15 protein-coding genes are annotated in these 14,429 nt (G+C 71.4%); 4 read left to right on the top strand and 11 right to left on the bottom strand.

Annotated elements, in window-relative coordinates; genetic code table 11:
• Nucleotides 1-98 precede the first annotated feature (98 nt).
• Both AC21LY_RS21000 and AC21LY_RS21005 read left to right on the top strand, forming a co-directional pair.
• Complete coding sequence (locus tag AC21LY_RS21000; RefSeq protein ID WP_489048510.1) at nt 99-1,079, top strand: heme o synthase; 981 nt, start codon at nt 99-101, stop codon at nt 1,077-1,079.
• Between the two features lie 10 nt (nt 1,080-1,089).
• A complete protein-coding gene (locus tag AC21LY_RS21005; RefSeq protein ID WP_489048511.1) occupies nt 1,090-1,710 on the top strand; it encodes a maleylpyruvate isomerase family mycothiol-dependent enzyme in 621 nt (206 codons plus the stop codon).
• 12 nt (nt 1,711-1,722) lie between these two features.
• Here the strand turns inward: AC21LY_RS21005 and AC21LY_RS21010 are convergent, their stop codons facing one another.
• Complete coding sequence (locus AC21LY_RS21010; RefSeq protein WP_489048512.1) at nt 1,723-2,289, bottom strand: TetR/AcrR family transcriptional regulator; 567 nt, start codon at nt 2,287-2,289, stop codon at nt 1,723-1,725.
• Between the two features lie 105 nt (nt 2,290-2,394).
• On the opposite strand from AC21LY_RS21010, the gene AC21LY_RS21015 reads away from it, so the two are divergent.
• The gene (locus tag AC21LY_RS21015) at nt 2,395-3,699 is read left to right on the top strand and encodes an NADH:flavin oxidoreductase/NADH oxidase family protein (RefSeq protein ID WP_489048513.1); all 1,305 of its coding nucleotides are present in this window, start codon (nt 2,395-2,397) and stop codon (nt 3,697-3,699) included.
• On the opposite strand, the gene AC21LY_RS21020 is transcribed toward AC21LY_RS21015, so the two are convergent.
• Nucleotides 3,688-4,653, bottom strand: coding sequence for a quinone oxidoreductase family protein (locus AC21LY_RS21020; RefSeq protein ID WP_489048514.1), 966 nt, complete (start codon nt 4,651-4,653; stop codon nt 3,688-3,690). The genes AC21LY_RS21015 and AC21LY_RS21020 overlap by 12 nt on opposite strands.
• A gap of 58 nt (nt 4,654-4,711) precedes the next feature.
• Here AC21LY_RS21020 and AC21LY_RS21025 point away from each other — a divergent pair, with 58 nt between their 5' ends.
• Nucleotides 4,712-5,281 (top strand): dihydrofolate reductase family protein, encoded by a 570-nt coding sequence (locus AC21LY_RS21025; RefSeq protein WP_489048515.1) that lies wholly within the window; start codon nt 4,712-4,714, stop codon nt 5,279-5,281.
• Between the two features lie 23 nt (nt 5,282-5,304).
• On the opposite strand, the gene AC21LY_RS21030 is transcribed toward AC21LY_RS21025, so the two are convergent.
• Genes AC21LY_RS21030 through AC21LY_RS21070 form a run of 9 tightly spaced genes read right to left on the bottom strand, consistent with a single transcriptional unit; the run spans nt 5,305 to nt 14,333 of the window.
• Nucleotides 5,305-5,598, bottom strand: a complete 294-nt coding sequence (locus AC21LY_RS21030; RefSeq protein ID WP_489048516.1) for a hypothetical protein — start codon at nt 5,596-5,598, stop codon at nt 5,305-5,307.
• Nucleotides 5,595-6,575, bottom strand: coding sequence for a COX15/CtaA family protein (locus AC21LY_RS21035; protein WP_489048517.1), 981 nt, complete (start codon nt 6,573-6,575; stop codon nt 5,595-5,597). The genes AC21LY_RS21030 and AC21LY_RS21035 overlap by 4 nt, the downstream gene beginning before the upstream one ends.
• A gap of 39 nt (nt 6,576-6,614) precedes the next feature.
• On the bottom strand, nt 6,615-7,400 hold the full coding sequence (locus tag AC21LY_RS21040) for an ABC transporter permease (protein ID WP_489048518.1): 786 nt from the start codon (nt 7,398-7,400) through the stop codon (nt 6,615-6,617).
• 1 nt (nt 7,401) lies between these two features.
• On the bottom strand, nt 7,402-8,334 hold the full coding sequence (locus AC21LY_RS21045) for an ABC transporter ATP-binding protein (protein WP_489048519.1): 933 nt from the start codon (nt 8,332-8,334) through the stop codon (nt 7,402-7,404).
• Between the two features lie 6 nt (nt 8,335-8,340).
• The gene (gene mptB / locus AC21LY_RS21050) at nt 8,341-10,134 is read right to left on the bottom strand and encodes a polyprenol phosphomannose-dependent alpha 1,6 mannosyltransferase MptB (RefSeq protein ID WP_489048520.1); all 1,794 of its coding nucleotides are present in this window, start codon (nt 10,132-10,134) and stop codon (nt 8,341-8,343) included.
• A gap of 60 nt (nt 10,135-10,194) precedes the next feature.
• Complete coding sequence (locus AC21LY_RS21055) at nt 10,195-11,403, bottom strand: TetR/AcrR family transcriptional regulator (protein WP_489048521.1); 1,209 nt, start codon at nt 11,401-11,403, stop codon at nt 10,195-10,197.
• A 34-nt stretch (nt 11,404-11,437) separates the two neighbouring features.
• A complete protein-coding gene (locus tag AC21LY_RS21060; protein ID WP_489048522.1) occupies nt 11,438-12,988 on the bottom strand; it encodes an acyl-CoA synthetase in 1,551 nt (516 codons plus the stop codon).
• Nucleotides 12,989-13,021: 33 nt separating this feature from the next.
• Entirely contained in the window at nt 13,022-13,543 is a 522-nt protein-coding gene (locus AC21LY_RS21065) for a cupin domain-containing protein (RefSeq protein ID WP_489048523.1), read from the bottom strand.
• A 49-nt stretch (nt 13,544-13,592) separates the two neighbouring features.
• The gene (locus AC21LY_RS21070; RefSeq protein WP_489048524.1) at nt 13,593-14,333 is read right to left on the bottom strand and encodes an SDR family NAD(P)-dependent oxidoreductase; all 741 of its coding nucleotides are present in this window, start codon (nt 14,331-14,333) and stop codon (nt 13,593-13,595) included.
• Between the last annotated feature and the right edge of the window lie 96 nt (nt 14,334-14,429).

The raw sequence follows: 14,429 nt of genomic DNA on the forward strand, positions 1-14,429 counted from the left end.
GGGGCAGTCGCCCCTCCGCCCGCGGTCGGTCAGCCCCGGCTGGGGAGGAAACGAGTCCGGGCGGCGCCTGGACGTGTGAAGAAGAGAGTGCGGCACACATGGTTTTCAAGGGCGGGCACGGGACGAACACCCCAGACGCTCGCTCGACGGCCGTGTCGGCGCCCACCTCCTTCGCCGGCCGCGCGGGGCAGACCGTGCTGGCGTACATCGCCCTGACCAAGCCGAAGGTCATCGAACTGCTGCTCGTGGCCACCATCCCGGTGATGCTGCTCGCGGACCGCGGCCACGTGAACCTCCCGCTCATCCTCTCGACGCTGTTCGGCGGCTGGCTGGGCGCCGCGTCGGCGAACACCCTGAACATGGTCGCGGACGCCGACATCGACCAGAAGATGAAGCGCACCGAGCGTCGTCCGCTCGCGCGGCACGCGGTGCCGGTCCGGCACGCCCTGATCTTCGGCCTGGTGCTCGCGGCCGCCTCGTTCGCCTGGTTGTCCGTCATGGCGAACGTGCTCTCGGCCGTGCTCGTGCTGGTCACCATCGCGTTCTACCTGTTCGTCTACACGATGCTGCTCAAGCGCCGGACCTCGCAGAACGTGGTCTGGGGCGGCGCCGCCGGCTGCATGCCCACGCTGGTGGGCTGGGCGGCCGCCACCAACACCATCGGGTGGCCGGCGATCGTGCTGTTCCTGGTGATCTTCTTCTGGACGCCGCCCCACACCTGGGCGCTGGCCATGCGCTACCGGGAGGACTACAAGGCTGCAGGCGTGCCGATGCTGCCCGTCGTGGCGCCGGAGACCGTCGTCGCGCGCCAGATGGTCTGGTACACGTGGGCCACCGTCATCACCACGCTCGTGCTGATCCCGGCCGCGGGCCTGGTCTACGCGGTCGCCGCGGCGCTGTGCGGCGGCTGGTTCCTCTACGCCGTGCACAAGCTCTACACGCAGACCAAGGCGGGTCAGGAGATCAAGCCGCTCAAGGTCTTCCTGCAGTCGAACAACTACCTGGCGCTGCTGTTCTGCGCGCTCTCGGTCGACTCGATCCTCAACTACAGCACCGTCGGGCAGCTGCTCGGCCTCTGACGGACCCGACATGGTCGCGCGCCTCTGGGACCTGACCTTCGCCGAACGGGCGGCGCTCGCCGACGACCTGACGGACTTCACCGAGGAGCAGTGGCGAACCGAGTCGCTGTGCGTGGGACTGACGGTCCGCGAGGTGCTCGCGCACATGACCGCCGGCGCCTCCGACAACCCCCTCGTCTGGTTCGCGGGGGTGCTGCGCAACCGGTTCGACTTCGACGCCAATGTCGCACAGCGCCTGGCCGAACGCCTCGGCGAGGACTCGGCCGACACCCTGCGGCGGTTCCGCGCGGTGCGGACCAGCAGGACCAAGGCGCCGATCCCCGTCGTGGCGATGCTCGGCGAGAGCGTGGTCCACGCGGAGGACATCCGCCGGCCGTCGGGCCTGCGGCGCGCGTATCCGATCGAGGCGCTCACGCCGCTCGCGCGCTTCTACGCCGGGTCGGACATGATGGTGCCGTCCGCGTCGCGGGCCCGCGGGCTGCGGCTCCGCGCGACCGACGGTGACTTCACCGCGGGCTCCGGGCCCGAGGTCGCGGGAACCACGCTGGCGCTGGTCATGGCCCTGACGGGCCGGTCCGCGTACCTGGCCGAACTCTCCGGCGACGGTCTTGCCGAGTTCGCGGGTCGCTGAACCGCTGCGGGCTCAGGCGATGTGCAGCGCGGCGTTCGCCGTGGCGCGGACGCGGCAGTGCACCTCCTCCGGCGAGGAGGCGTCGAGCTTGCCGTCCAGGTGCAGGAAGGCGAGGCCGTGGACCAGCGCCCACACGGCGGTGGCGGTGTCCTCGCCGGCTGCTCCCGGCAGCGTCTGGCTGATCAGGCCCGTGAGGTAGGCCTTGATCATCTCGACGGCCTCGACCCGGTCCGGATCGGTGCCGCAGGGCTCGGCGAACATCGCCCGGAACAGTCCCGTGCGCTGCAGCGCGAAGTCCACGTAGGCGACCGCGATATCGGCCAGGTCGTCCGGGCCTGACGGTGCCGGGCAGGCGTCGTTCAGTGCGACGGCGAGTTCGCGGTAGCCGACCGCCGCGACGGCTGAGATCAGCGCGCCGCGGTCGGGGAAGTGGCGATAGGGCGCAGCGGTCGAGACGCCCGCCCGCCGGGCCACTGCGCGCAGCGACAGGTCGTTGGCGCCGCCCTCCTCGTCGAGGATCTCGACCGCGGCGTTGACCAGGGTGCCCGGCAGGTCGCCGTGGTGGTACGTGGTGCTCATGGGGATCAATCTACCTCAGTGTTGACACCGCTTACATGTCGCTCTAGTGTTGACGTCGCTCACATCGAGTAAGCAGTGTTAACATCGCACGTCGGAAGGCCTCCCATGCCCCACCTGTTCTCCCCGCTGACTCTGCGCTCCGGTGCCGTCCTCCCCAACCGCATCGCCAAGGCCGCGATGGAGGAGGGACTCGCCGGCGCCGAGCAGGCGCCCGACGGCCGGCTCATCGAGCTCTACCGGCGCTGGGGTGCCGGTGGCACCGGACTCCTCATCACCGGCAACGTCATGGTCCACGCCGAGGCGCTCACCGGGCCCGGCGCCGTGGTCCTCGACGCCCGCTCGCCGCTGCAACCCTTCCGGGCCTGGGCCGCGGCGGCCAAGGAGAACGGCGCGAGCGTCTGGATGCAGATCAGCCACCCCGGGCGGCAGATCCAGAAGGACATGCCGGGCGTCGCCTGGGGGCCGTCGGCGAAGTCCGTCGACCTCGGCCGTGCGCTCTCGAGCCGGTTCGCGGTTCCCGTCGCCATGACCGCCGCGCAGATCCACACCACCGTCGCCCGCTTCGCCACGACCGCCCGCCGGGCGGAGGAGGCCGGATTCGACGGGGTGGAGGTGCACGCAGCGCACGGCTACCTGCTCTCGCAGTTCCTCTCGCCACTGGTCAACAACCGCACCGACGAATGGGGCGGGTCGCTCGAGAACCGCGCGCGCCTGCTGCTCGACGTGGTCCGCGCCGTTCGCGCGGAGGTCTCACCGGAGTTCGCGGTGGCCGTCAAGCTCAACTCCGCGGATTTCCAGCGCGGCGGCTTCGACGCCACCGACGCGCAGGCCGTGATCGCGATGCTCGCGCCGCTCGGGGTCGACCTCGTCGAGATCTCCGGCGGCAGCTACGAGAGCCCTGCGATGACCGGCCGCTCGACCGGTCCCGCGGCCGTCGGCCGGCCCGGCGACGCCCGGAGCGTCGCGCGCGAGGCCTACTTCCTCGAGCTCGCCGCCGACCTGGCCGTCACCAGCGAGGTGCCGCTCATGCTGACCGGCGGCATCACCCGCCGCGAGACCGCGGAGGCCGTGCTCGCCGAGAACGTCGCCGTCGTCGGGATCGGCACGGCGCTCGCCGTGACCCCGGACCTGCCCGCGCGCTGGCGGGCGGGCACGGGCACCGTCGGCGCCCTGCGGCCCGTCACCTGGAGGAACAAGGCCGTCGCGTCGACCGCGCAGATGGGGCAGGTGCGCTACCAGCTGCGCCGCATGGCCGCGGGGAAACACCCCCGCCCCGGCGTGCGGCCCGTCACGGCCCTCCTCGCCGACCTCGTCGTCGTCCGGCGGGCCCTGGGCCGCTACCGTCGATGGCTCGACGGCCGCCCGTCCGACGGTGCCGCCCTCCCCGCAGCCGTCGGATCAGGGGAGTAGCACCACCGAGCCCGTGGTCCGGCGTGCCTGCAGGTCCGTGTGGGCGCGCCCGGCCTCGGCGAGCGGGTACGTCGCGCCGACGGTGAACCGGAGCGAGCCCTCGCGCAGGCCGTCGAGCACCGCGCCGCTGCGCCGTGCGAAGTCCTCCGGGGTGGCGACGTGATGCGTCAGCGTCGGGCGCTGCACGAACAGCGAGCCCAGTGGATTGAGGCGCTGCAGGTCGAAGGGCGGGACGGGCCCCGACGCCGCGCCGAACAACACGACGATGCCCCGGTGCCGCGTCGCGAGCAGCGAGGACTCGAAGGTGTCCTTGCCCACCCCGTCGTAGACCGCGGCCACGCCCTCGCCGTCCGTCAGCTCGCGCACCCGAGCAGCGATGTCCTCGTCGTAGCGGAGCACCTGCCAGGCCCCCGCGCCGCGGGAGAGCTGTTCCTTCTCGTCCGTGGAGACCGTCGTGATCACGCGGGCCCCGAGGGCCGTCGCCAGCTGGGTGACCAGCAGGCCCGTGCCGCCCGCGCCCGCATGCACCAGGACCGTCTCGCCCGCCTGCACCGGGTGCGAGTCGTGGGTCAGGTAGTGGGCGGTCATGCCCTGCAGCAGGACGGACGCCGCGACCTCGGGCGCGACACCGTCGGGTACCACGACGGTGCGGTCGGCCGGGACGTTCACCAGCTCCGCGTAGGAGCCGGGTCCGTCGCACCAGGCCACCACATCGCCGACCGATCGGTCCGTGACCCCCTCGCCCAGCGCGACGACGGTGCCCGACCCCTCGCTGCCCGGGATGTACGGCAGCGGCGTGGGGTACATGCCCTCGCGGAAATAGGTGTCGATGAAGTTGACCCCGATGGCATTGGTGCGGACCAACACCTGGCCCGGGCCGGGCACCGGATCCGGTGCCTCGCCGTAGGTGAGGACTTCGGGGCCGCCGTGTTCGGTCACAGTGATAGCGCGCATGTGACGTTCAAACCTCCGTGCCGCCGGGCTATTCCCAGCCGTCCGTAGGGTGGGACACATGCGCTCACTCGTCTACTACGTCGCCGTCTCGCTCGACGGCAGGATCGCCGGCCCCGAGGGCCAGTACGACTTCTACCCCGTCGACGAGGAGTACTCGCGGCAGATGAACGAGGAGTGGGGCGACGGCCTGCCGACGGGCCTGCACGAGGCGCTCGGTATCACCCCGCCGCTCACCAAGTGGGATACCGTGGTCATGGGGACCACGACCTACCGGGTCGGCGCCGATCTGGGCGTGACGGATCCGTACTCGCACCTGCGGACGATCGTCTACTCGCGGTCGCTGGACCCGGCGGACTTCCCGGCGGTGGAGATCGTCGCGGACGACCCCGTCGAGCACATGCGGGCGCTCAAGCGGGAGGACGGCGGCGACATCTGGCTCTGCGGCGGGGGAGCGCTGGCGGCGACGCTCGCACCCGAGGTCGACCGGCTCGCGCTGAAGATCTACCCGGTCACCGCCGGAGACGGGATCCCATTGTTCGCGGGCGGCTTCGCGCCGCAGCAGTGGGCGTTGACCTCGCACCGCGTCTTCGACATCGGTGTGATCCTGGCGCAGTACGAGCGGGCCTGAGGCCCGGCCGGCCCGGTGATCGGCTAGTGATCGAGGGCGCGGTAGCCGGCCATGCGCTTGTGGTGGCCGGGCTCGGTGGTGGCGCGGCTGACCAGCTCACGATCCCACTCGGAGGTGTCGATGCCGGCGCGCTCGGCGGCGTCCTTGGCCTGCGCGGGGTTCGCGACGATCTGGTCGCCCATGATCCCGTCGCCGCCGACGAGGGTGATTCGCACCCCCTCCTCACCCATGTACTGCAGCACGGCGGTCGCACCGTCGTGCTTGGCGGCGAAGCCCTTCAGGCGGGAGACGACGTTGCCGGGTGCCTGGTCACTCATGCGGCCAGCCTATCCGGCGTGATGTCGGAGCCGCGCAGCACCCGCGCCGACATCAGCCGGTAGAGGATCGCGGTCTCGGCGATCACCGACATCGCGCCCGCGACGTGCAGCACGACGAGCAGCGCGGGGACGCCGGTGAAGTACTGGACCACGCCGATCAGCGACTGCGCCGCGACCACCACGAAGACGATCTTCACGCGCCGCCGCACGGCCTCGCTCGACGGTCCGCGGGCGATGAGCACGGCGGCCGCGATCAGGATCACGACGTACACCGCGACCAGGATCCCGTGGGTCAAGGACAGCAGCGGGATCGACACGTCGAGCCGGTCGATCGCCTTCGGATTGGTCCGGTCGCCCGCGTGCGGGCCGGCGGCGGTCACCACGACGCCCGCGGCCAGCACGAACGCCATGACGACCGCGGAGCCCGCCACCAGTCGCCGGGCGCCCGCGGGGGCGGCTTCGATCTCGGCACCGTCGTCGGGTTCTCCGACCTTGGCGTACAGCGTCGCGGCGATCCAGACCATCGCGCAGGAGACCAGCATGTGCGCACCCACGACCCACCAGCGCAGGCCGGTGAGCACGGTGATGCCGCCGAGGATGCCCTGCGCGAAGGTGGAGAAGGGCAGGATCCATGCGTAGACCAGGATCTCCCGGCGCCGCCGGGCGCGGGTCACGGCCAGCACGATGGCGACCGACGTGGTGACCACGATCCACACCGCGATCTGCCGGTTGCCGAACTCGATCGCCTGGTGCCACCACGGGACCTCGTCCTGCGGGATCGGCAGCAGCGAATCGTCGAAGCACTTGGGCCAGGTGGGGCAGCCCAGGCCGGACCCGGTCACCCGGACCACGGAACCGGTGACGGCGATCAGCGCCTGGGAGAGCAGCGCGGCGAGCGCGAACCGCTGCTGCGCCCTCGCGCTGGGGAGCGGCAGGCGGTCGACGAGGCGCAGGAAGAGCTGGTACACGCCGATCATCGTACGTGGGCGCCGCAAAGCTACTACAGCCTGTAGTGGTTAACCGGTGAAGCGGAACAGCCGCACTGCCGCGGCTGAGCCGGCCAGGCCCCACGCCGCGAGCACGGCGAGGCCGAGCCAGTCGGCGACGCCGCCCTCGGCCGCGCGGGTCAGGGCCTCGGTCAGCGCGCCCGACGGGGACAGCCGGGCGAGCAGCACCACCGCGTCGGGCACGTGCTCGCGGACCACGACGAGGGAGGCGATCGCGCCCATCACGAACCACAGCAGGTTCGCCAGCGCGAGCACGATCTCCGCCTTGAGCGTGCCGCCGAGCAGCAGCCCGAGCGAGGCGAAGGCGAAGACGCCCAGGGCGAGGACCGGCACCCACAGCAGCGGGCCCGCCGGTTCCGGGCGCCAGCCCAGCGCGAGGCCGATGCCGCCGAGGATCACCGCCTGCAGGATCACCACCAGCACCACGGCGAGGGTCTTGCCGCCGATCACGCCCCACCGGGGCAGTGGGGTGGCGCCGAGCCGCTTGAGCGCGCCGTACCGCCGATCGAAGCCGACGGCGATGGCCTGGCCGGTGAACGCCGTCGACATCACCGCCACGGCCATCACGGCCGGGACCAGCGCGTCGATCCGAGTCGCATCGCCGCCGATCGGGAGCACCGCGAAGCCGACGAGCAGCGCGATCGGGATGAACATGGTCAGCAGCAGCTGTTCGCCGTTGCGCAGCAGGAGCGTCAGTTCCATCCGGGTCTGCGCCGCCAGCATCGCGGCGGGGCGTGCCGCCTCGGGGTTCGGCAGGAAGGTGCCGGGGGCGAATCGGGGCTCGGTTCGGGTCACGTCATCCCCTCAGGTCGCGGCCGGTCAGGTCCAGGAAGACGTCCTGCAGGGTCCGCGTGCCCACGCGCAGGTCCGTCAGCAGCACGCCCTGCGCCGCGAGATGCGCGGTGGTCTCGGCGATCACGGTGGGCGTCACCTCACCGCCTCTGATCACGTAGACCGAGCCGTGCGCGTCCGTCGCGTCCACCGTCGCCGTGAAGCCGGGGCCCAGCCGCGCGGCCAGCGCCGCGGTGTCCAGGCCCGACGGTGCGCTCACCCGCAGTTCGTGCTCCGCGCCGGCCCGGGTCAGCTCCTCCGGCGTGCCGTCGGCGACCGCGCGGCCGTGGTCGATGATGACGACCCGGTCGGCGAGCGCCTCGGCCTCGTCGAGCAGGTGGGTGGTGAGCAGGACGGTGACGCCGTCCCGGCGCAGCGCGGCGACGAGGTCCCAGACGAGCAGGCGGGCCTGCGCGTCCAGGCCCGCGGTGGGCTCGTCGAGGAAGACCAGTTCGGGCCGACCGACGAGCGCGCAGGCCAGCGACAGGCGCTGCTGCTGGCCGCCGGAGAGCCGGCGGTAGCTGACGTTCACCACGTCGGCGAGCCCGAGCGTCGACAGCAGCCAGTCGGAGTCGAGGGGGTTCGCGGCGTACGCGGCCACCAGGCGCAGCATCTCGCCGGTCTTCGCGCCGGGGTAGGCGCCGCCGCCCTGCAGCATCACGCCGATCCGGGGCTTGAGCCGCGCGGCGTCGGCGACCGGGTCGAGGCCGAGGACCTCGATGCGGCCGGAGTCGGGGGAGTCGAAGCCCTCGCACAGCTCGACCGTGGTCGTCTTGCCGGCGCCGTTGGGTCCGAGGAGGGCGAGAACGCTGCCGCGTTCCACGGTCAGATCGAGTCCGTCGACGGCGACGACGTCGCCGAATCGCTTGGTGACGGAGGTCGCGGACAGTGCGGGCACGGGTAGTCAGACTACTCGGCCGGTGCCCCGGCGCCGTTCCCGGTGGCGTGGGACCTCGAAGGCGAGGTAGACGGCCAGCGCGACGATGACCACCGTCGACATCCCGGCCTTGGCGATCACGTAGGGCTCGATCTCACCGCCGTTGGGCATGAGCATCACCGAGATGACGCCCGAGACGATGACGGCGGCCAGGCGGAATCCGGGCGCGGTGGCCCACGCCGCGAGCGGCACGATCGCCCAGAGCAGGTACCAGGGCTGCACCACGGGGAACAGGAGCACCAGCGCCGCCATCGAGATGCCGAGCGAGCCCACGGGATGGATCCGGCCGGACAGCGTGGCGATGAGCATGCGGAGCACGATCACGGCGGCGAGGAAGGCGGCGATCGGCCGGGTGATCGCGAGGATCGCCGTCGTGTGGTCGCCGAGGCCCAGAAGCACGCCGATCTGGCCCGTACCCAGCCCCAGCACCGTCGGAATGGAGAGCCACGACCGGACCTTGTTCGCGGTGCCCAGGATGCCGGCGTCGAGCCAGGCGTACCCCAGACCCGTGACCTGGCAGACCACGACCACCACGATCACCAGCACGACCGTGAGGAAACCCGCGGACATCGCGAGCGCGACCAGGGTGCGGCCCGCGTTCGGCCGCCACTCGGCGAGAGCGGTGCGCCAGTCGCGCAGCCGGCCGCCGATGTCCGGAAAGCTGCCGCCGAGCCTGCGTGCCAGCGCCATGCCGATGAAGCCGAGCGCGAGCACGGAGGTGATCTTGATCAGGCCGGAGAGCGCGATCATCGCGGCGCCCGCGGTGAGCAGGCCGCCCGCACGCGTGGGGGTGAGGCCGTTCAGGAAGGGGAGTCCGGAGTCGATCGCGCGGAGCGCCCACTCCATGCCGACGAGCATCATGCCGAGCATGAGCGCCTCGTTGTGGATGCCCGCGATCAGATGGAAGATGACCAGTGGGTTCGCGGCGCCGAGCCACAGCGCGGCGACCTCGTTGACGCCGCAGCGGCGCGCGAGCCGGGGCAGGGCCCAGACGATCATCGCGACACCGGCGAGGGCGAGCACGCGGTGCAGCACCACGCCGGCGACCACGTTCTCGCCGGTCAGCCATGTGATGCCACGGCCGAGGTACAGGAACAGCGGCCCGTAGGGCGCGGGGGTGTCGCGCCAGATGTTCGGTACCGACCGGGTGAAGACGTGGTCGATGCCCAGCGCCGCGGCCGGGCCGATCCGGTACGGGTCCAGGCCGCGCGCGGTGATCTCCGACTGCGCCAGGTAGGAGTAGACGTCCTTGCTGAACATCGGCGGCGCGAACAGGAAGGGCAGCACCCACAGCGCCAGGATCCGGTCGAAGCCGCGGCGGGTGAGCCGGCGCGGGGGCGCCGGCTCCGCGTGCGCGGCCGGGTTGAGGTAGCCGATGGTATACCTGCGCAGCAGCACCCACGCGATCATCAGCATCGCCGTGCCGACCATCGTCACCGTCAGCGCCGTGGACTGCATGCGGAACATCAGGCCGATCAGGCGCCGCCCGGCGATCGGGTTCTGCACCACCGGGAACGACCCCACGCCGAGCGCGCCGAAGGCGATGAGCACCGCGCCGACGCCGCCGAAGGTCGCGATCCGGCGGACCGTCCGCTTCTCGCCCGGGGTGAGATCCGGGTACTGCTGTTCGTCGGTGTGCAGGCGCTCCGCGCTGCCGGGGTGGCTGGTGCCGATGCCCGACGGTGCCCCGTCGGGCCTGGTCAGCCCGAGGTAGTCCACGAGTGCGCGCAGGGGAGTGGGATGACCGGGGGTTGCGCGCACGTCCGCAAGGGTAGACGGTCCGAGGCCGGCGGGGCACATGCCGCCAGGTCCGTCCGCGCCCTAGGCACCCGGCTGCGCGCCGTCGAGGATCGCGCCGACGGTGGCGGCGAGCTCTCCTGCGAACCCGGGCTTCGTGGCCAGGTGGCGGATTCGCACGGTGTCCTCGACCACCTGCACCGCGATGCGGATGAGGCGAGTGCACGTCGCGGGGGCCAGGTCCGGCCGCGCCGCCTGCAGTGCCGCCGACCACGTGGCCTGGAACGATCCGAGTGAGGTGGTGACGGACGATCTGACCTGCTCGGTGACGTGTGAACTCTCCGTCACCCAGATCCCGATGAGCTGGGGGAATCGGACGCCGGTGCACACGAACGCCTCGGTGAGGTCCAGTAGGCGTTCGCCGGCGGCGCCGTCCGGGCGCCAACGCACCGTGGCGTCGTGCCATAGCCAACTCGCCCGACGCTCCGCGAGGGCGTCGAGGATGTCGGTCTTGGAGGCGAAGTGCCGATACAGCGACGGCCCCGAGACGCCCGCGGGCCGGCCGATGTCATCGATACCGGTGCCCACGAAGCCGGCCTGGGCGAACCGCACGGTCGCCGACGCCAACAGGCGCTCGCGGCGGCTCACCGTCTCGTCGGCGGCGATCGCAGCGGTATCGATCGCGACGGCCTGCAAGGACGGCGCGGGCGCGGTGCTCAGCAGGGCTCGGGCGGCGGCGATCGCGGTCGCGCCGTCGGTCTCCGTGTGCGGCACCACCACGGTCGAGATCGCCGCCCACGCTCGCAGTTCGCGCTGGAACGGGGTCAACGCGGGGGCGGCCGCCTCGACCATGCCCCCGAGGGCGGCGATCATCCCGAGCAGGCGGTCCCGTAGGCGGTCGTAGTCCTCGACGCCCAGGTGTCGGGACTCGCGCTGCCACAGGACCGCGAAGTGGGCCGTGTCCTCGGATGCCAGCGCCAGCCGCTCGATCGCATCGCCGAACCGCGCGGCCGGCGGCACGCCGTCCGCGACGCCGTCGACCGCGGCGAGAAAGCGGGTCTGGCTGGTCTCGACGATCTCGGTCAGCAGTGCGCCCTTGTTGGCGAAGTGCCGGTACAGCGCTCGGACCGTGATCCCGCTCGCCGCAGCGATGTCGTCCATCCGCGCTGCCTCGAAACCCTGCTCGGCGAACAGGGTCGCGGCGACCTTGGCGATCGTCTCTCTGCGGTTGCGCGGCCGCCGCCCGGTGGCGATGTCCGACGCGACGACGCCGGGGATGGAGACCTCAGTCATGGGCACATCTTCCCGTACCCGCACCGGACCGCCGTCAGGCGGACGGCGCGGCCCCGGTGATGCCGTCGCGGAGTGTGCGCTTGAGGATCTTGCCGGCGCCGGACAGGGGCATCGCGTCGATGAAGTCGACGCTGCGCGGCGCCTTGTACCGCGCGATGCGACTCGCAACGTACTCGCGCAGTTCGGCCGCGTCGGTTCGGGTGCCCTCGGCGATGACCACCACGGCGTGCACTCGCTCGCCGAAGGTGTCGTCGGGAAGGCCGATGATCGCGCACTGTGCGACCGCGGGATGGCCGGACAGCACCTTCTCCACCTCCGCCGAGTACACGTTCTCACCGCCGGAGACGATCATGTCCTTGGACCTGTCGACTACGAAGAGGTAGCCGTCCTCGTCGAGGTAGCCCAGGTCGCCGGTGTGCATCCAGCCGCCCCGGATGGCGGCAGCGGTCTCCTCAGGACGGTTCCAGTAGCCCGCCATCACGTGTCCGCCGCGACTGCAGATCTCTCCGACGACGCCCGTCGGAACTGGCTCCCCCGCAGGGTCGACGACAATCACCTCGCTGTGTGGTGCGGCGCGGCCGGCGGAGTACCGGCGTGGCCCCTCGGCGCGGTGGTCGTCCGGTCCGAGGAGCGTCGCGATGGGGGAGAGCTCGGTCATGCCGTACGCCTGGCCGAGCTCGACGTCGGGGAACAGCTCCAACGTCCGGTCCAGGACCGCGGGCGGAATCGGTGACGCGCCGTATGTGAAGCGACGCACCGATGACAGATCGCGCGTGTGCACGTCCGGATGCTCGATCAGCATCTGGATCATCGTCGGCACCATGAACAGGTCCGTCACACGATGCCGCTCAACCGTCTCCAGGACGGCCTGTGGGTCGAACCCGCCGACGATCACGTGCGTACTCCCGGCGAGCGACTGTGCCGCCCACTGGCAGAGATCGGCCAGGTGGAACATCGGCGCCGTGTGCAGGAAGACTCCGCCCGGTGTGGCCCAGAAGCCCGACGCTGCGCTGCCGAGAGCCGAGGTCATCAGGTTCGCGTGGCTGAGCATCACGCCCTTGGACCGGCCGGTCGTGCCGCCGGTGTAGAAGATGGCTGCGAGGCTGTCCCCGCCGCGGCGGGCGTCGGGCACCGGGGCCGAGTCCGCGATCAGCGTGTCGATGTGCTGGGAACCCGGGACGGCACCGTCGGGCGACTCCCCGGTGTCGACGACGATCCGCACCCCGAGGCAACGACGTGTGAGTTCCGCCGCGGCGGAACGGAACTCCTCGTCCACGAAGAGTGCGGTGACCCCGCAGTCGTCGAAGCTGTCCGCGATCTCATCGAGACTCCAGCGAGTGTTCACCGGTACGAGCACGGCGTCGGCCCAGGGCACCGCCATGAGGTACTCGAGGTAGCGGTCGGAGTTCAGGCCGAGCATCGCCACCCGGTCGCCGGAGCCGACCCCGAGGGTGCGGAGGGCGGAGGCGAGCCGGCCGACGCGGTCCACGTGCTCGGCGAAGGTGAACGAGCGCTGCCCGAACACCGAGGCCGTGCGGTCGGGGAACTGCTGGACGGCCCGGTGGAGGCTCTGAGTCAGGTACATCGCGTGTGATCCGATCGTGGAAGCGGGTGGGGGCTACTGGGGCCGGGTGGCGCTGATCATCGTCGCGACGATGACCGCGGGTGCGTCGGTGCGGTTGCTCCAGGCGTGCCGGGTGCCGCGCTGGACGAGCGAGTCACCCGGCCGCAGGACGACCTCGTCGTCGTCTAGCACGGCCACGAGTTCACCGGAGATCAGTGTGATCACGTCGACGGTGTCGGTGGCGTGCATGCCGGAGGCGGCGTCGTCATCGTCTCCTCCGCCGATGTCGGCGAGAGCGCCGGCGTAGGCGTCGGTGCCCTGCCATTCCGCGTCGGGCGGGAAGGCGACGAGCCGCACCAGCGTCCCGCCCGCGGGCGGGTCGAGGCGCAGGGTCCCGTCGAGCGCATCGGCGGAGTCGACCCGGGTGGGGACGGATTCGGTCGCCCAGACGTCGGCGACGGAGAAGGTCGGTGTCTCGGCACGGGTGCCGGCCCCGCGGTCAGTGGCGACGTGGGAACGGCCGGCGGTCTCGCCGGTGACGACGACGCGGGCGGGGAAGTCGGAAACGCTTGTCATGGGGTACTCCTTCTGGCTGTCGGTTCGGTTTCGTCAGGGTCGAGGGGCGTCAGACCATGAACATGCCCCCGTTGACGTTGACGGTCTCGCCGGTGATGTAGCTGGCCTTGTCGGAGATCAGGAACGCCACGACGTTCGCGATCTCCTCGGGGTCGGAGAGGTAGCCGAGCGGGATCGCAGCGCGCAAGGCGTCGAGCTCGGCCTCGGAGTAGTTGTCCAGCATGGGCGTCCGGATCATCCCTGGCGCGACGCAGTTGACCCGGATCCGGTCCTTCGCGTGCTGGTTGGCGGTGCTCATGGTGAGGCCGATGATTCCGGCGTTGGCGGCGACGTAGCTCGGCGCCGTCGCGACGGACTTCGTGCGCCCGGACATGGATCCGATGTTGACGACGGCGCCTCCGCCGGCCGCGCGGAGCCAAGGCACCGCTGCCTTGATGGTGAGGAAGTCGCCGCGCAGCTTGATGTCCAGCATGCGGTCCCAGTCCTCGACGGTGATGTCCTCGACGGTGCCGCCGTACCAGACGCCCGCGACGTTGACCACGGCGGCGAGGGTGCCGAAGCGGGTATGCGCGTCCACGGCCCGACGTACCTCGTCGGCGTCGCGCAGGTCGCACACCTCGGTGTCGGCCTCGGCGCCCGCCTCGGTGATCAGACGGGCGGTCTCGGCGAGGCCGGCGGGGTCGATGTCGATCAGGAACGGCGAGTAGCCGTCCGCGGCCAGCACCTGGGCGCAGGTCCGGCCGAGCCCACTGCCGGCTCCGGTGACGATCGCAACGCGTCGCGTGTTCATGGGACCTCCTGTATGTGATTCACAGCACGTTATTGACAACTGACATAGAACCGTACTAGACAGAAATGCGCAACCCCCTACTGACATCTCCCCTTC

This window comes from Tsukamurella sp. II2bb (assembly GCF_057815145.1).